A 17,103-nucleotide genomic window follows, 5' to 3' on the forward strand; every position below is an offset into this window, starting at 1 on the left:
ATGTTGCACTGCACAAAACTCTCTTGACTTCGCAGGCGCACGCACTATTTTGTGCATTGCAGCAATAGTGCTGCGGACCGAATCTTTAGCGAGCAAGCGAGCAAACCATGGCTGAGCCGACCAAGACTGGCCCCGCTGAACAGGCCCCCGCCAAGCCGGTGGCCGAGGTTAAGCCCGTTGCGGCCACGCCGGCTGCCGCTCCCGCAGCCCCGGCACCTGTCGCGGCTGAGGCAGCACAGGCACCGGCACCCAAGGCCGCTCAGCCCAAGCCGGTGGCGGCCAAGCCTGCTCCCGCGCCCCAGCCGGTGGTCGCCAAGCCAGCCAAGCGGTCCGTGTCTCGCAGGAAGCCTGCTGTTGTGGCCAAGGCCAAGGCTCCGGTTGTCCGGAAGCCTCCAAAGGTGACTGCAAAAAGCAGCGCCAAGCCCGTGTCCGCACTCAGCGTCACCCAGTTGAAGGAAAAGATCATGGCCACCAAGACCGATTTCACCAAGACCGATTTCACCCAGATGATGAGCAAGTCGATGACCGACGCCGTCGCCGAAATGCAGAGCAAGGCGCAGGCCGCCTATGACAAGGGCACCAGCCTGGTGGCCGAGATGACCGAGATGGCCAAGGGCCATGCCGAAGCCGTGGTGGAAAGCGGCAAGATCCTGGCTGCCGGCGCGCAGGACCTGGGCAAGACCTATGCCGACGAAGCCAAGGTCGCCTACGAGACCCTGACTGCCGACATCAAGGAAATGGCCGCCGTGAAGAGCCCGACCGAACTGTTCCAGCTGCAGGGCAAGATCATGCGCCGCAACTTCGATGCCATGGTCGCCGCGACCTCGAAGAACACCGAAGCCGGCATGAAGCTGGCCAACGATGCCTTCGCGCCGATCTCGGCCCGCGTGAACCTGGCTGTCGAGAAGCTCTCGAAGGCCGCGTAACGCGCTTACGTTCTCTCCCTCGCCGGGTCTCTCCTCTCCCTCCCGGCGACACGAGCGGGCCGGACGGTTCTTCCGTCCGGCCCGTTTGGTTTTCCCGTTTGGCGCAAGCCCCGCCCGGCGGGCGGTCGCGTTGCGGCCCTCAGCATCGCGATGTGCCACGAGATATAATCCCAAGGCCCATCTTGCACCTGCGCCATGTGATACGATATTTGCACTTCCCATGACCGCACCCGCCACCCTGAAGCCGCACACCGGACCCGTTTGCGCGGGCGATGACGATGGCGATCATGGCGCCGGCGGCGGTCCTGCCGATGGCGTGGGCGTTGCCACCAAGACCCGCACCCGCCCCAAGAAGCCCAGCATGTACAAAGTGCTGATGCTGAACGACGATTACACGCCGATGGAATTCGTGGTGCTGGTGCTGAAGCGCTATTTCCGGATGGACCTGGAACAGGCCACCCGCGTGATGCTCCATGTCCACCAGCGCGGCGTGGGCGTGTGCGGCATCTTCCCGCTGGAAGTGGCCGAAACCAAGGTCAACCAGGTGATGGATTTCGCCAAGGCCAACCAGCACCCGCTCCAGTGCACGCTGGAAAAGGCCTGAGTTTCTCGCAACCGCACATCGGGGCATGACCTGCGGGACATTGTGGGTTAAGGCGATGCTCCCCACGTCGGGCCTGACCCGTTACTGAGCCAGCCACTTGTCCCGCTTCCTGACCGCAACCGACAAATACATCTTCCGGCTGACCGTGGTGCCGATGCTCGGCATCTTTGCGCTCGCCGCCAGCCTGCTGCTGCTGGAAAAGATGCTGCGCCTGTTCGAGTTCGTCAGCACCGAGGGCGGGCCGGTCAACGTGGTGTTCGAGATGCTGATGAACGTCATCCCGGAATATGCCGGGCTGGCGATCCCGCTGGGGCTGATGCTGGGGGTGCTCTTCGCCTTCCGCCGCCTGGCCACCACCAGCGAGCTGGACGTGATGCGCGCGGTGGGCCTCAGCTACGTGCGCCTGTTGCGGGTGCCATACCTGCTCACCATCGTGCTGATGGGCCTCAACTTCGCCATCGTCGGCTACATGCAGCCCAAGGCCCGCTTCGCCTACCAGGAACTCGAATTCCAGCTCCGCTCGGGCGCGCTGGGGGCATCGATCAAGGTGGGTGAGTTCACCGCGATCGAGGACCGCATGGCCCTGAGGATCGAGGAAAGCCGCGATGACGGGCGGCAACTGATCGGCATTTTCGCCCGCGTGGCGAATGACAAGGGGCAGGTGCTCTCGATCTCCGCGCGCGAAGGCCGCTTCCTGGCCAATCGCGAGGATCGCAACACCATTGTCCTGCGGCTGACGGACGGGACCATCATCCACTCGGTGCCCAACGGCACCCCGCGCGTGCTCAGCTTCAGCCGGCACGACCTGCCGATCGACCTGCCCGCGCTGGAACGCTTCCGCGAACGGGGCGAGGACGAGCGCGAGTACATCATCCCCGAACTGCTCGACATCGGCTGGAGTCCCGAGGTTTCCACCGAGCAGCGGCAGGGGAGCCTGGCCAACTTCAACTATCGCATGGTGGAAGTGATCATGATGATCATGCTGCCGCTGCTGGCCGTGGCGCTGGCGGTGCCGCCCAAGCGATCGACCAGCGCGCTGGGCATCTTCCTCTCGATCGTCATCGTGGTCGCCTATCACAAGGTCAACCAGTATGCCGAAAGTGTGGCGGGGCTGGGCCGGGTTGACCCGTTCCTGGCGCTGTGGGGGCCGTTTGCCGTGCTCTTCGCGCTGATCGCCTGGATGTTCTACCAGATCGCCTTCGTGCCCGGCGGCCAGCCGATCGGGGCGCTGGAAGGCATCTATGCCAAGCTGGCGCGCCGCCTGAAGGCGCTGAACCGCCGCTGGCGCCGGATGCGCGACGAGCCCGAACCGGTGCAGGAGGAGCAGGCCGTTGCTGCTTGATTTCTTTCCCTCGCGCCGCCTGACGGTCTACCTCGCCAAGATGTTCGCGGTGCGCATCGTGGCCGTGCTGGCCATGCTGGTGCTGGTGCTGATGATGCTCGACCTGCTCAGCCGCACGGGCGACATCCTCGCCTATCCCGGCAACGGGCAGGACGACCTGCTGACCTATGCCAGCCTGCGGGCCCCGCAACTGGTGCAGCGCTTCCTGCCCTATTCGGTGCTGCTGGCCACTATCATCACGCTGGCCACGCTGAACCAGAACAGCGAGGTGATCGCGATGAAGGCGGCGGGCCTGTCCGCCCACCAGATCCTGGCTCCGCTGCTGCTGACCGCCACGGTCGTTTCCGGGTTCAGCTTTGCCTTCAACGAACGCGTGGTCACCCGCGCCACGGCCACGCTGAAGGCCTGGGAGGACGTGGAATACGGCCCCATTCCGGAAGACCCCGACACGCGCAACAACGTGTTCTTCAACGATGGCAACGATGTGCTGATGGCCCGCCAGCTTGCCGGGCGCGGCGAGGCCAGCCGCCTGACCGGCGTGACCTTCTACCAGCGCGATGATGGCGGAATGATCACCCGCATGATCACCGGCAGCCGCGCCAGCTTTGCCAACCCCGGCTGGCGGATCGAGGATCCCGTGGTGTTCGACGTGGCGACCACCAGCACCAGCCGCCCCGCCGCGCCGCTGGTGGTGGCCGAGGGCACATCGCTGGCGCAGATCACCCTGCGCCGCGTGGATCCCGATGCCGAGACGGCGGGCCAGCTATCGCAGTCAATCGCCGCGCTGAAAGCGGCCGGGCGGCGGACGGCGGAGCTGGAAGGCTACTGGTGGCACAAGTTTTCCGGCCCGCTGGCCGCCATGCTGATGCCCCTGCTGGGCGCGGTGGCGGGCTTCGGCCTGGCCCGCAGCGGCGGCCTGTTCGTGCGCGCGGTGATCGGCATGGCGCTGGGCTTTGCCTATTTCGTGGTCGAGAACCTGGGGCTGGCGATGGGCAGCTTCGGCGGCTACCCGCCGCTACTGGCTGCCTGGGGGCCGTTCGTGCTGTTCGTCCTGGTGGGCGAGACGGTACTGGTGCGGACCGAGGAGTAGCCGCTCAGCGCGGCTCCAGCGCAAGCGCCCCTTCGGCATCATATTGCACCGGGCAGCCCTGCTGGAACCGGCCGCCTTCCGCCAGCGTGCGGCACAACTCCTGCGCGGCTGCCACCTGCCGCGCCGTGTTGGCCAGCACTGTTGCCATCGGGATCGCCCCGCTGCCGTGGACCGGCACGTTGGTTTCCGGAGCGATGCCGTAATGCGCGATGTTGGCGGCATAGCCGCTGCCCCAGAAGTGGTAGTTCCACGCCTCGTCGCCCAGGTCGCCTTCCAGCATGATCCTTTCTGCCGGCAGGTAGGCGAACACGCCGTTGGGCATGTGGCTGTGTTCGATCACGCGGTAGATCTCCAGGCGGCGGGTGGCATCTTCCAGCACCAGCCGCTCGTCCACCGGGGTGAAGCGGAAGGGCCGGGGGTTGCGGGCCAGGGCATCGGGGAAGCGGGTGGCAGGCCGCTCGGCCAGCTCGCGCAGGATGCTTTCGTTGCCCCGATGCGAGATAACCTCAAGGCCCCTTGAGAGTGCCGCACGCAGGCCCCCCGTGTGGTCGAAATGGTGGTGACTCACGATCACCGCTTCCACCTGCTTGCCGGGGACGAGGCGGTTGGCGGCATCGATCCGCAGCAGGGTCTGCGCTTCTCCGCCATAGGCTTCGAACATCACAAGCCGGTTGGCAAACTCCACCACCGCAGCGCCGGCGCCGTTGACGCGCACGTCCCACACGCCGGGGGCGAGGGAGGTGACCTGGGCCTGCGGGGGCGGCGGGGGAGCGATCGTTACCGATGCGACGCGCGGCAATTGCGATGCCGGGACGTTCATCCGGTAGGAATCGATCTGCAACATAAGGTTGGTGACGCCGCGCCAGTCCAGTTCCTGCCGCAGCCCCATCGGCAGTTGCACGCCCGCAAACGGCAGGTAGCCGGAGAACCACGCCGTTGTGGTCAGGTCACCCAGGTTGGCGTGCGGGCTGGTCCAGCGGGAAAAGCGCGGCAGGTGGCTTGCAGGATCCAGCGCAATCCAGGCCGGCCCGCTGTGGTTGGCGGGGGTGAAAGCGATCACCGTCAGGCCGTCCTCCCAGGTCACGGGGCCCAGCTCGGTGTCGTCAGCGAGTGCTGCCAGCAGGGCGGGCAGCGGGTGATCGAGCAATTGCTCGCCGCTCTGCGTGCTGGTCCGCCGCTGGTAATCGAGGCCGAAAGTTCCGGCGAAGGGAAACTCCTGCCCCCAGCGTTCCTGATAGTCGGCAACGCCTGTCTTGAGATGGAGCGTCCGCTGCACATCGGTCACATTCTGCCACTTCATCGGTGCCTGCGGGTCACCCGTGATGTTGCCGCCGCCCTGGTAATAGGCGCGCTGGCCGAAGCCAGTGTAGGTGACGTTGTCTAGCGAACGCAGCCGCTCCAGCCCGCCCATTGCCTCGGCCGCCTGCTCCAGCAGCGCGCGGGCATCCTGCGCCGCTACTCGGACGGGGGAGGTGAAGGCCAGCATAGCCAGCAATGCCACGATGATCCGGCGGCCCATACAGCTCTCCCCTCCCAATTCTTATGGCAGGGAATTGACCAGCAAGCGGCCCGCTATGCAAGCGCTTAGGAGCGCGCCTTGTTCTTCTGGCCCATCGTGCTGCGGGCAATCTTCACCACCAGCGGGATCATGCCCGGATGGTTGGCGCCATGATAGGTGGTGCCGGTGCCGAAGCGCGCCGCCAGCCGTTTGTGCGCCGTGCCCAGCGAGTGATAGGGCAGGCTGGGCAGCAGGTGATGGGTGGCGTGCCAGCGCAGGCCCACCGGGGCCCAGAAACCGGCAATCCAGTGCGGTACGTTGACCGAATCGAGATACTGCGCGGTGGTGGACAGCCGTTCGCCATCGTTCTCCCACAGGTGCGCCACCAGCGTGCGGAGCTGGTTGAACACCGCCACCAGTGAAGTGACCGCCAGGGCCACAAGCAACGGCTTCCAGCCAAGCCACAGCGGAGTGCTGAGGACGAACAGCGCCCACAGGCTGGCGCCCACCTGCTGGAACAGGAACCAGCGGCGCTGCTCCTCCGTCTCAGGCGCGCGGCGGCGGAAATCGGGGTTGATGGAGAGGGACGACACCCGCTCCCAGGCGAACGTGCGCACGGCGGGTACCACCAGCCCCAGCGGGCCCAGCACGCCCCAGCGCAGCAGCAGCGCGGGCGGGGCCAGCATGGATACCAGCACGAAGCCCGGCAGGCTCCAGGGCTTCATCAGCGCCAGCGGCAGGTATTCCGGATCTTCCGCCGTGCCATAGCGCATCCGCGAATGGTGGATCGTGTGCACCTGCTCGTACATCAGGCTGGGGGTCAGCAGCGGAATGCCCACCAGCAGGTTCCACGCGGTGCGGAAGCCGGGCAGGGCGTTGCGGTGCAGGTGGGTGATCTCGTGGATGAACAGCAGCGCGCGGTACAGCGCCATCACGCTCACCAGCCCGCAGGCCAGCGCCACGGGCAGGCTGTCGGCCAGGATGGCCCCTGCCAGGGCCCCATAGCCGACCAGCGCGGATGCCAGCATGTCCGGCCAGTAGATTTCCGGACGGGCCGTGCTGATGTCGCGCGTCAGCTCCGCCGCGGCGCGCAGCAGCTCGCGATCGTCGGGAATGTCCGACTTTCTCAGCGGCGCGGCGGTCGCCATGTCAGGGGGCAGGTGCATGTTCATCGTGCGTATCGTTGGGCGCGTTACCCGAAAAAGGCCTTGTCGTAAATCAAGCGGCGGTGCGCTTGACCTTGGTCCAAAGCACGCGCAGGGCGAACGGCGTATGAACGGCCTTGGGTTGGGAAGAGAGATGACCGCCAAGATAGAAGTCACCCCCGTCTCCGGCAAGGCGGACCTCGCCGCATTTATCGATCTGGCTTATCGGCTCAATGGATCAGACCCCAACTGGGTGCCCCCCTTGCGCGCCGACATGGTGGAGCTGCTGACCCCGGGCAAGAACCCGTTCCACGAGCACGCCCGCGTGCAGTATTTCCTGGCCCGGCGCGATGGCCGGGTGGTCGGTCGCATCTCCGCCCATATCGACGAGCTGGCCCTGGCCCAGCCGCCCGAACAGGGCATGGGCCCCGGCACCGGCAACTGGGGCCTGATGGAGGCCGAGGACGAGGCGGTAATGCACGCCCTGATCGCCACGGCCGAAGAGTGGCTGCGAGGGCAAGGGATGACCCGCGTGCTCGCCCCGCTGTCCATGTCGATCTGGGAAGAGCCGGGCTTGCTGACCATGGGCCACGATCACCCGCCGATGATCATGATGGGCCACCACCCGGCGCACTACCAGGGCTGGATCGAGAGCGCGGGCGGCTACACCGTGGCCAAGCTGCTCCACACCTATGACCTGCACAACGTGGCCGACGGCTTCCCCGAGCTGGTCAACCGCATCGTGGCGATGGGCGAGAAGAACCCGCGCATCCGCATCCGCACGGTCAACAAGGCCGATTTCGCAAACGAGGCGCAGATCATCATCCGCATCCTCAACGAAGCCTGGTCGAACAACTGGGGCTTCGTGCCGTTTACCGAGCGGGAAAAGGCCTATGCCGGCAAGAAGTTGAAGCAGATCATCATCGAAGGGGCCAACATGATCGCCGAGCTGGATGGCGAGCCGGTGGCCTTCATGATGGCGCTGCCCGATATCAACACCAAGCTGATCACAATGCAGGGCAAGCTGTTCCCGTTCAACTGGGCCAGGCTGCTGTGGTGGCTGCGCAATCCCAAAAGCCGCAATTTCCGCGTGCCGCTGATGGGCGTGGTCACCCGCCTGCAGAACAGCCGCATGGCCAGCCAGCTGGCTTTCATGATGATCGAATACATCCGCCGCTACGCCGTGGCCGAATGCGGCGCGCGGCGGGCGGAAGTGGGCTGGATCCTGGAGGACAACCAGGGAATGGTGGCCATCGCCCACGCCATCGAGGCGAAGATGAACCGCACCTACACCATCTGGGAAAAGCCGCTTTAGGCCCCGCCACCGCTTGGGGAACCAAGGCAGGCACGCGTCGTTCAGCAGGACAGGAGCGGCAACCGCCGACTCCGGGGGAATTGCGCCTTGCCCAGCCTGACCACATCGACCGGTAGCCTTCTGGCACGAGCCCGGCGGCGCAAGGGTCCACGCGTGCTGGTGGTGGAGGATGATCCGCTGCTGGCGATGGACCTGGAACAGGCCCTGATGGATGCCGGCGCGCGCCAGGTGGTCAGTTGCGCCAGCATGCAGCAGGCTGCGGCGGAACTGGAGCGCTGGATGCCGCAGGCCGTGGTGCTGGACGTTCAGCTCAGTGACCGTGGCGATGGCTGGGCGCTTGCCGAAATGGTCAGCATGCTGGGCACGCGCCCCCCGTGGATTGCCTTTTCCACCGGGCAGCCCGAAGCCGTGCCGCACGAGGTGCAGCGCCTGGGATCGGTCTATGCCAAGCCCTACGACACGCGCCGCCTGGCCGCGGACCTGATGGCCGCTCAGGGCTGATTCCCAAACTTTTCCAGAAGGATCGCCCGGCTTTGCGTGCAGCTCTGTGTGCTTGCCGCAAATGACAAGGCCCCCGTCCGGGGCGGGACGGGGGCCTTGCGGGATCGTATCACCACCGTTTTGGACGGGAGGGGGGTATCGGCGGTGACAAGGGTAAAATGGTCCACGCGCAGTTCGGTTCCACGCCCCCCTGCAATTTTTTTGCGATCCACGGGAAGGCGCGTATGGCTGCCTTAACAAGTGTATCAGCAACCCGGGAACCAAGGCTTTTGGCGTGCGTTCGGGGAACAGGATTTTATCGGGAAGGGCCAATCCATGACTATCGGCGCCCAAGTTGCCGCTCACCTGCCTTATCTTCGTCGTTATGCGCGCGCCCTGTGCGGCTCGCAGACTGCCGGCGACGCCTATGTCCGTGCCACGCTGGAGGCCGCGCTGGCCGATGCGGACCTGGCCGCCTCGCTCGCCGGCGGCCGCGTTCCGCTTTATGCCGCTTTCTCGAAGCTGTGGACCGGCGCCCAGGTGGCCCCGGTGGGTGATGGCGGATCGTCCGACCTGGACGTTGCCACCCAGCTCCGCCTCGATCGCGTCACCCCGGTCAGCCGGCAGGCCCTGCTGCTGACAACGCTGGAAGATTTCTCGCCTGCCGAAGCCGGTGCCGTGCTGGGTCTCAGCAAGGACGAGGTGGAAGATCTGGTGGCCAGCGCCGTGGCCGAGATCGACCGCGATAGCAGCACCAATGTGCTGATCATCGAGGACGAGCCGCTGATCGCCATGCAGCTTGAAGACCTGGTGTCCGGCCTTGGCCATTCGATCTGCGGCACTGCCGCCACCCGTACCCAGGCGCAGGAAGTAGTGGAGCAGGAAATGCCCGGCCTGGTGCTGGCCGACATCCAGCTTGCCGACGGCTCTTCCGGCCTTGATGCCGTGGCCGATATCCTGGCGCTGGCCCCGGTGCCGGTGATCTTCATCACCGCCTATCCGGAGCGCCTGCTGACCGGGGACCGGCCCGAGCCGACATACCTGATCACCAAGCCGTTCAAGGAAGAATCGGTGCGCGCGGCGATTGCCCAGGCGCTGTTCTTCGGGTCGAGCCGGCCCCTCAATTGAGTTAGCATACCACCCGCCCCACCTACCCCGCTCGGCCGCCATAGCCTGATGGGATCATTGGTGGCCGGGTGGGGTAGGTAGGGCGGGTGGTCTGAGCCCGCAAAAATTGCTTACCGCCTGGCTGGCGGCCCCTTCAGCGCCAGCCAGGCCACCAGCACCGCCGCGCTGCCGCCCGCGATATTGGCGACAAGTTCCGCGAAATAGACGCCCTTCGCGTCCCACAATGGCTGCGTCAGGATGGCGAACGGCACCATCACCAGCAGGCTGCGGGTGATCGACAGGGCCATGGCCGTGCCTGCCCGGTCAACCGCGTTCATCGCCCCGTTGGCCACGATGAACAGGCCGAACATGGCATAGCCCCAGACGCCGATCGACAGGTATTCGCGCGCGGCGGCGATGGTCGCCGCATCTTCGCTGAAGGCCCCGGCAAGCCAGCCGCGCAGGGCATAAAGCACCAGCCCCGCCAGCAGGCCATAGCCCAGGCAGAACAGCCCCGCCTGCCACAGCGCCTGCCGCGCCCGGTCGTGCTGGCCTGCACCCCAGTTCTGCCCCACGATGGCACCGATCGATCCGGAAAGGCCCAGCAGCGGCACCACGGCGGCCAGTTGCAGGCGGCCGCCCACGCCAAAGCCGGCCACCGCCGCCGCGCCCTCGCTGGCAAGGCAGCCCGTCAGCAGCGCCAGACCCACGGGGTTGATCGAGTTGGTGAAGGCAGCGGGCAGGGCCACCCGCAGCACCTGGCGCAAAGGCTCGCGCAGGTTGCCGCGCCGCAACAGGGCCAGCCGCAACGGAACCTCGCCGCGCCGCACCAGCCACAGGCCCGTCCCTGCGCCCATCAGCCAGCCGGCGATAGTGGCAAGGGCCGCCCCCGGCACACCCAGCAGCGGAACCAGCAGGGGCGTTAGCACCAGGTTGGCCCCGGCGAACACCAGCGAAACCACCGTGCTGGACTTGGCCGCACCTTGCGCGCGCAGCACGCCGTTGAGGCCGGAAATGGTCAGCAGCAGCGGAAAGCCCAGGGCATAGGGTAGCATGTAATTGGCCACGTGCCCGGCCACCGCGCCGCGTGCGCCCATCGCGGCGAACAGCGCGTCCTGGCCCAGCAGCAGCGCCACGGCCACGGCAAGGCCCGTTGCCAGGCCCAGCGCCACGCCAAGGGCGGCGCAGCGGCTGGCGCGTTCCTCGTCACCCGCGCCGATGGCCCGGGCGACGACCGAACTGGTGCCCACCATCACGCCCACACCCACGCTGCCCAGCGCCGTGGTGACGGGGAAGACGAAGCTCATCGCTGCCAGTTGCCCGGCGCCGAGCTGGCCGATGAAATAGGCATCGACGAGGCCGATCGACATGATCGCCGCCACCCCGACAATCATCGGCGTGGTCTGGTGCAGCAGGTGGCCGGCGACAGAGCCGCGCGTCAGCCGCGCCTTCTCGCTCATGTAAGGTGATCCATATGCTGCCCCTATAGCGGGGCGATCATCACCTTGCACTCTTCGGTGCGTTTCTTCAGCGCCTCGTATACGGTTGGCACGTCGGCGAGGGGGATAGTGCCGGTCACCATCAGCCGCGGGGCTAACGCCCCCTGTTCCAGCGCGGCGAGCGCGGCCTCGTATTCCTGCACGGTGAAGAAGGCGGAGGTGACAAGCCGCACTTCCTTGCTCAGCATGGCGAAGGAGTTGAAGGTATCGGGTCGGGTGCACAGCCCCAGCAGCAGGATCGTGCCGCGCGGGCGCACCTGGTCCACACCTTGCGCGATCAGGCCGGGCAGGCCCACGCATTCGAAAACAATGTCTGCTTTCCCGCCCAGTGCCCGTTCGGCGCTGCCCACTGGGTCCGCCGGGTCCACCACGAAGGCATCGGCCCCCATGTCCAGCGCGCGCCCTTCCTGGAAGCGGGCGATATCCTGCACCACCACACGGGCCGCGCCCAGCCGCCGCGCCCAGAAGGCCACGGCCAGGCCGATGGGGCCGGCACCCAGCACCAGCACCCTGTCACCCGTCTTCATGCCGGACAGGTTGATGCCGTGAAGAGCCACTGCCAGCGGCTCGATCAGCGCGCCATCGGCAAGGGTGAGGCCGGACGGCAGGGTGACGCACTGGTTGGGGCGGGTCACGGCATATTCGGCATAGCCGCCGCCCTGCAGGCCGAAGCCCGAACACCACTGCACCTCGCCCTTGCGGCAATGCTCGCAATGGCCGCAGGATTTGAGCGGGATGACGCTGACGAGATCGCCCACCTTGCGCTCGGTCACGCCCTTGCCCAGCGCCACCACCTCACCGGCGAATTCGTGGCCCAGCACGTCGCCATGCTGGCAGCCATAGGCGGCATCCTCGGTCATGTGCAGGTCGCTGCCGCAGATGCCGCAGCGGCCCACCTTGACCACCAGCTCGCCCTCTGCCGGGGCGGGATCGGCAATGTCCTCGAACTTGAGCGGGGTGTGCAGGCCCTGGAAGGTGACGGCTTTCATGTCGACAGGCTTTCTACTCGGTCCACACCGGCTGTTCGCCCATGGCCACTTCGGAACTGTTCTTGAGGATGAAATCGCCCAGCACATCGATCGTGGTGGGGAAGCGGGCGGTGATGCGGGCGCGCAGGTCTGCGGCATTGCTGCTGGCGGGGACAAGCTGCTGCCAGGCGGCGAGATAGTCCGCGGTGAAGGCCAGGCCGCTGGCATCGTTGGGCAGGCCGGGGCGCGCGTGGCCGGCCACCACGATGGCCGGATCGAGCGCCTGCAACCGGCGCACCGATTCCGCCCAGGCGCTGACGTTGGCTGCCTGGTGCTCACCCAGCCACAGGTGGACTTCGTTGAACACCAGGTCGCCCGCGATCAGTGCGCGGATCGCAGGGGCCCAGAGCACGGTGGAGTGGACATGATCGCCCTGCATCGGTCCGATCACCTGCAATTCCTGCCCTTCCAGCATGATGCTATCGCCGGTCAGCGCGTGCGGTGCGCCGGGATAGGCGGGGCCATTGGCGGCAAGGGCCGGGCTCCAGCGCGCCACCTTGAACGGCAGGCTGCGCCAGATGTCTTGCACCACCGTGGGGTGGGCCACGATCTCCGCGCCCGGAAAGGCCTCCTGCAGCACGTCCATGCTGAAGAAGTGATCGGGGTGGTCGTGGGTGACGAACACGTGGGTCAGCCGCTTGCCGCTGTCCAGCACCATCGCTGCCACGCGGTGGGCATCGGCTTTGGTGAACGGCGGATCGACCAGCACGGCATCCCGCTCGCCCATGATCAGCGCGGCGTTGGAATGGAGCGATCCGGCGCTGGTCCGCAGCACTTCCACCGTCAGCGGCGGGGCCGCCTCCTGCGCCAGTGCGGGCAGGGGCAGCAGGGCCAGCGCCGCAGCCAGAACCGAGCGCAGCATCACTCCGCCCCGATCCGCAGCACCGGCTTGACCACGTGGCCCGCCTCGCTGGCCTCGATCGCCTCGTTGATCTCGCTGAACTCGAAGTGGCCGATCAGCTTGTCGAACGGGAAGTTCCCCGCCAGGTGGTGGTCCAGCAATTCCACCAGGAAGCGCTCGCCATCGCTGTTGCCGCCCAGGATGCCCATGACGGTGCGCCCGCCGCCCATGAAGGCGGCTTCGTTGAAGGTCAGGTTGTCTGCCGGGTCGCTGGCGCCCACGATGCCGCAGATGCCCTTGGGGGCCAGCAGGCCCCAGGCATCCTCGATCACCTTGGCGATGCCGGTGGTATCGAAGGCATAGCCCAGGCCCTGCGGCACCAGTGCCTTGATCTGGCCGACCGCGTCATCCTTCGCGTTGAAGGCGTGGGTGGCGCCCAGTTCCTTCGCCAGGGCCAGCCGCTGGTCGTTCACGTCCACCGCGATGATCGGGTTGGCCCCGGCGATCCTGGCCGCCATGATTGCCGCCATGCCCACGGTGCCCGCACCGAATACGGCGATGGGCAGGTCGGCGCGCACTTCCATCGCGTTCAGCACCGCGCCCGCGCCGGTCATCAGGCCGCAGCCGATGGGGGCGATCATGTCCAGCGGGATGTGGTTGAACCGTTCGGGCAGCACCACGGTGTTGCGCTGGTGGGTAATGGCCATGGTGGCCCAGGCCGACTGGCCGAAGAAGTTGGCCGCCATCGGCGCGCCGTCGTGGGTCATCGTGGGTGAACCGTCGGCTCGCCGCCCGCTCCAGTTATGCGGGAAGAAGTTATAGCAATAGGTGGGGGCATCCACATCGCAACTGGGGCAGTGGCCGCAGGAATTGAAGCTCATCACCACCCTGTCACCGGGCTTCGCATTGCTCACCGCGCTGCCCACGGCTTCCACGATGCCAGCGCCTTCGTGGCCCAGCACCACCGGTAGCGGCACAGGCAACTGCTCGTCGCGCACGGCCAGGTCGGTGTGGCAGATGCCGCAGGCGACCACGCGCACCAGGATCTCGTCCGGCGCAAGGTCGGCCAGTTCGACCGGCTCGATGGTGAAGGGATGGTCGTGCCCGCGGCAAATGGCGGCCTTGGCAGCGGTGGTCATGGTCTCTCCCAATTTTTACAATTTGCAAAACATATCAGATGGCGATCAGGCGTTCAACGGCTTGACCGGCCCCAGTTGCATGCCCCCGTCGATCATCACGTGGGCCCCGGTCATATAGCTGCCCGCGTCACTGGCCAGCAGCAGGGCCAGCGGCTTGACCTGGTAAGTTTCGGCCATGCGCCCCACCGGCACAAGCTGGTCCCAGGCGGCCTTGGCGGCGGGGTTCTTCTTCACCCAGCCATCGCCGATGTTGGTCACGAAGGGGCCGGGCGCGATGGCGTTCACGCGGATGCCGTAGGCGGCCAGTTCATAGGCGGCGTGGCGCATGAAGTGCTTCACGCCCGCCTTGGCCGCCATGTAGGGTACGCCCACGATCGCCTCGTTCACCTCGGCCGCATTGCTGCTGGTGATGACGATGGATCCGCCCCTACGACCATTGGGCCGGTGCTTGTTGGCCTTCATCACCCGCGCCGCCTCGCGCACGGTGTGGAACACGCCGTTGAGGTTGATGCCGATGCTCTTGTACCAGCGGTCAGGGTCGTAAACGTCGATCTGGCCTTCGGGGTTGCGCGTGCCTTCCGGGGTCCAGAAGCCGTTGCCAACGTCCAGCCCGGCATTGGCAAAGGCCACGTCGCACCCGCCATAGGCGGCCACGTGGTGATCGAAGGCGCGGGCCACTTCGTCCAGCTTCGATACGTCGCAGCTATCCCACCGCGCCTCGTATCCCTGGTCCACCAGCCGCGCGCATTCGCGCGCCGCCCCTTCGGCATCGATGTCGGTCAGGGTCACTTTCGCCCCGGCTTCGGCCAGCACTTCGGCATAGGCCAGGCCCAGGCCGCTGGCCGCCCCGGTTACCAGGCCGCTGCGGCCGGTCAGGTCAAACTGGTCGAGGGTCTTCACGCTTGTTCCATCTCCGCTTTCAGCAGCCGCTTGTTCACGGCTTCGTATTTCAGCACCGCCTGGTCCATCGCCAGCGGCATGATGCCGGTGTGGGTCGCCTGCAGGGTGCGCCACTGTGCCTCGATCATCGCCTTGTCCTCAAGGAAGGCGCGCAGACCCAGGTCGGCGAAAAAGTCCTGCCGGTCCGCATTTGCCGAGCGGGGGCCGAAAGCGAAAAAATAGCAGGTGGTATCCGCCGTCAGCGGGGTGACGGCCTGGCAGGTAAAGGTGTCGAACAGCGATTGCCCCGGGCACCGCGCCGGGTTGGCGGGGTCCATTGATCCGGGGGCATAGCGTTCGGTGGTCTGGATGAAGGTGCCGGGTACGGTGAATTCATAGCGGCTCCACACATCGGCACCGTCGGCCACGCTGCCGCCGGCGGGATTGGGTGGCATCCCCCCCATCGCCCGCTCCACCGCGATGCCGTTGGGCAGCGTGGTGGTGGTCATCCTGGCTGCCAGCCAGCCCGTGGCCGATGCATCGCTGCCACCGGCGAAGGTGTCCTTGTGGACATAGGCGATGTGCGACAGGTCCAGCAGGTTGTCGTGGATCAGCCGGGCGGGGGCAACATAGTCCAGCCGCCCGGGCGTCATTGCCCAGTCTGGGTGGCGATAGCCCACGAAATCGACGACCCGGTCCGGGTCGGCCAGCGCGGCATCGCCCAGCCACACCCAGATCGCCGCGTGGCGCTCCACCACCGGGAAAGTGCGGACTTTCAGCGCGGGGGGGATGGTATCCTGCCCCGGCACTTCCACCGCGCGGCCATCGGCGGCAAAGCGCACGCCGTGGTACCAGCAGCGGACCCCGCCCTGTTCGCACTTGCCCCTGGATAGCGGCGCGGCGCGGTGCGGGCAGCGGTCTTCCATGGCGAAGACCGCGCCCGCATCATCACGCGCCAGCACCAGCGGCTGGCCCAGCACGGTGATGGCCACCACTTCGCCTGCGGGAACGTCCCTGTCCCAGCCGGCCATGTACCAGGCGTTGCGGGGGTGCTGCCCGCCTGCCGCGTCGATGAAGGCTCCGCCCGCCTGCATCGCCAGCTTACAAGTAAAGCTGGCGGTTGATCGGCAGGTTGTTCTCGCGGCAATAGGTCTCGTAGTGGTTCATAAACCACCATACGTCGAGCGTTTCGACGAACTGGCCCTGGTCGTCGTAGAACTCGTTGGCGCCCTGCATCCAGAAGAACGCCTTCATCCCGCCCGGCTCATCCGTCACCAGCGTATGCGCATGGCCGGGGAATTCGGTGATGAAATCGCCGGGGCCGGCCACCCAGTCATATTCCAGGTAGCGGAAGGTGCCTTCCAGCCCGATGGCCCACACCATGCCGCGGTGCTTGTGGGTGCCGATCACGCCGGGCGACTTGATCCACAGCACGTTGGCATAGACGTTGTTGCGCACGTCGAAGGCCAGGTGGCGGATGGCGGCGTTATCGCCGAAGGGAACCCACGGGCTCTCCTCCTCGGACTGGCCGACATAGGTGCCCGAGATGCAATACTGGTCCAGCATCGCCTTGTGCGCTTCTGGCACGTTGACGATCTTGTAGGCGCCGCTGGGCGGGGCCTTGATGCCCCCGAGAGAGGGCTTTTCCTGGGTGGCCATGGTGCCGCCTTCCTTACAGATACAGCTTCGGGTTGATCTTCATTTGGTGATCGCGGCAGTGCGTTTCATAGTGGTTGATCATCCAGAATACGTCCACCGTCTCCACCAGGTTGGCATCGCCGTCGTAGAAGTCGATCGGGCCTTCCATCCAGCCGAACAGCTTGCAGCCTTCCGGATGTTCGGTGACCAGGGTGTGGCTTTCGCCCGGCACTTCCAGGATCAGGCCTCCGGGGCTGGCGACCCAGTCGTATTCCAGATAGCGGACGCTGCCTTCCAGGCAGACCATGGTGATGGTGCCGCGGTGGAAGTGGGTGCCGATCACGCCCGGGCTCTTCACCCACAGGATGTTGGAATACAGGTTGCGGCGCACGTCGAAGGCCAGGTGCTTGATCGCGGCATTGGGGCCGAAGGGCACCCACGGGCTGTCCACGTCGGTCTGCGCGTCAATATAGCGGCCGGCGGGCGAGCAGCGCTCGACGATCTCCTTGTAGGGATACTTGATATCGACGATTTCCGCCTTGTCGCTGGGCGGTGCGGTCATGGTGGCCATT

Annotated in this window: 17 protein-coding genes; 7 read left to right on the plus strand and 10 right to left on the minus strand. The window is 66.4% G+C overall.

Annotated elements, in window-relative coordinates; all coding sequences use genetic code 11:
* Positions 1–107: 107 nt before the first annotated feature.
* The 4 genes from GRI99_RS16245 to lptG all read left to right on the plus strand — a co-directional run bounded on the left by GRI99_RS16245 (position 108) and on the right by lptG (position 3,962).
* Positions 108–926 (plus strand): phasin family protein, encoded by an 819-nt coding sequence (locus GRI99_RS16245; protein WP_160773122.1) that lies wholly within the window; start codon positions 108–110, stop codon positions 924–926.
* A 220-nt stretch (positions 927–1,146) separates the two neighbouring features.
* Positions 1,147–1,530 (plus strand): ATP-dependent Clp protease adapter ClpS, encoded by a 384-nt coding sequence (gene clpS, locus GRI99_RS16250; protein ID WP_160773123.1) that lies wholly within the window; start codon positions 1,147–1,149, stop codon positions 1,528–1,530.
* A gap of 97 nt (positions 1,531–1,627) precedes the next feature.
* Positions 1,628–2,872, plus strand: coding sequence for an LptF/LptG family permease (locus tag GRI99_RS16255; protein WP_160773124.1), 1,245 nt, complete (start codon positions 1,628–1,630; stop codon positions 2,870–2,872).
* Entirely contained in the window at positions 2,862–3,962 is a 1,101-nt protein-coding gene (gene lptG / locus GRI99_RS16260; RefSeq protein WP_160773125.1) for an LPS export ABC transporter permease LptG, read from the plus strand. The genes GRI99_RS16255 and lptG overlap by 11 nt, the downstream gene beginning before the upstream one ends.
* Positions 3,963–3,966: 4 nt before the next feature.
* On the opposite strand, the gene GRI99_RS16265 is transcribed toward lptG, so the two are convergent.
* Positions 3,967–5,481, minus strand: coding sequence for an MBL fold metallo-hydrolase (locus GRI99_RS16265; protein WP_160773126.1), 1,515 nt, complete (start codon positions 5,479–5,481; stop codon positions 3,967–3,969).
* 65 nt (positions 5,482–5,546) lie between these two features.
* Positions 5,547–6,632 (minus strand): fatty acid desaturase family protein, encoded by a 1,086-nt coding sequence (locus GRI99_RS16270; RefSeq protein WP_439098445.1) that lies wholly within the window; start codon positions 6,630–6,632, stop codon positions 5,547–5,549.
* A gap of 127 nt (positions 6,633–6,759) precedes the next feature.
* On the opposite strand from GRI99_RS16270, the gene GRI99_RS16275 reads away from it, so the two are divergent.
* The 3 genes from GRI99_RS16275 to GRI99_RS16285 all read left to right on the plus strand — a co-directional run bounded on the left by GRI99_RS16275 (position 6,760) and on the right by GRI99_RS16285 (position 9,528).
* Positions 6,760–7,920 (plus strand): N-acetyltransferase, encoded by a 1,161-nt coding sequence (locus tag GRI99_RS16275; RefSeq protein WP_160773128.1) that lies wholly within the window; start codon positions 6,760–6,762, stop codon positions 7,918–7,920.
* An 87-nt stretch (positions 7,921–8,007) separates the two neighbouring features.
* Positions 8,008–8,421, plus strand: a complete 414-nt coding sequence (locus GRI99_RS16280; RefSeq protein WP_237438416.1) for a response regulator — start codon at positions 8,008–8,010, stop codon at positions 8,419–8,421.
* Positions 8,422–8,736: 315 nt separating this feature from the next.
* A complete protein-coding gene (locus GRI99_RS16285; RefSeq protein ID WP_160773129.1) occupies positions 8,737–9,528 on the plus strand; it encodes a response regulator in 792 nt (263 codons plus the stop codon).
* A 110-nt stretch (positions 9,529–9,638) separates the two neighbouring features.
* On the opposite strand, the gene GRI99_RS16290 is transcribed toward GRI99_RS16285, so the two are convergent.
* From GRI99_RS16290 to GRI99_RS16325, 8 genes are read right to left on the minus strand one after another with little or no spacing between them, the layout of a single operon-like run.
* Positions 9,639–10,967, minus strand: coding sequence for an MATE family efflux transporter (locus tag GRI99_RS16290; protein WP_160773130.1), 1,329 nt, complete (start codon positions 10,965–10,967; stop codon positions 9,639–9,641).
* A gap of 23 nt (positions 10,968–10,990) precedes the next feature.
* Positions 10,991–11,995 (minus strand): alcohol dehydrogenase catalytic domain-containing protein, encoded by a 1,005-nt coding sequence (locus GRI99_RS16295; protein ID WP_160773131.1) that lies wholly within the window; start codon positions 11,993–11,995, stop codon positions 10,991–10,993.
* A gap of 13 nt (positions 11,996–12,008) precedes the next feature.
* On the minus strand, positions 12,009–12,896 hold the full coding sequence (locus GRI99_RS16300; protein WP_160773132.1) for an MBL fold metallo-hydrolase: 888 nt from the start codon (positions 12,894–12,896) through the stop codon (positions 12,009–12,011).
* On the minus strand, positions 12,896–14,014 hold the full coding sequence (locus GRI99_RS16305; protein ID WP_160773133.1) for an NAD(P)-dependent alcohol dehydrogenase: 1,119 nt from the start codon (positions 14,012–14,014) through the stop codon (positions 12,896–12,898). Before GRI99_RS16305 ends, GRI99_RS16300 begins: the two co-directional genes overlap by 1 nt.
* Before the next feature lie 45 nt (positions 14,015–14,059).
* Positions 14,060–14,914, minus strand: a complete 855-nt coding sequence (locus tag GRI99_RS16310) for an SDR family oxidoreductase (protein WP_160773134.1) — start codon at positions 14,912–14,914, stop codon at positions 14,060–14,062.
* Complete coding sequence (locus GRI99_RS16315; protein ID WP_160773135.1) at positions 14,911–15,987, minus strand: Rieske 2Fe-2S domain-containing protein; 1,077 nt, start codon at positions 15,985–15,987, stop codon at positions 14,911–14,913. The genes GRI99_RS16310 and GRI99_RS16315 overlap by 4 nt, the downstream gene beginning before the upstream one ends.
* Positions 15,988–15,994: 7 nt before the next feature.
* The gene (locus GRI99_RS16320) at positions 15,995–16,552 is read right to left on the minus strand and encodes a 2,4'-dihydroxyacetophenone dioxygenase family protein (protein WP_160773136.1); all 558 of its coding nucleotides are present in this window, start codon (positions 16,550–16,552) and stop codon (positions 15,995–15,997) included.
* A gap of 13 nt (positions 16,553–16,565) precedes the next feature.
* The gene (locus GRI99_RS16325) at positions 16,566–17,102 is read right to left on the minus strand and encodes a 2,4'-dihydroxyacetophenone dioxygenase family protein (RefSeq protein WP_160773137.1); all 537 of its coding nucleotides are present in this window, start codon (positions 17,100–17,102) and stop codon (positions 16,566–16,568) included.
* Position 17,103: the final 1 nt, after the last annotated feature.

Origin of the sequence: Alteraurantiacibacter buctensis, from assembly GCF_009827655.1 — a bacterium.
GTDB lineage: Bacteria > Pseudomonadota > Alphaproteobacteria > Sphingomonadales > Sphingomonadaceae > Alteraurantiacibacter > Alteraurantiacibacter buctensis.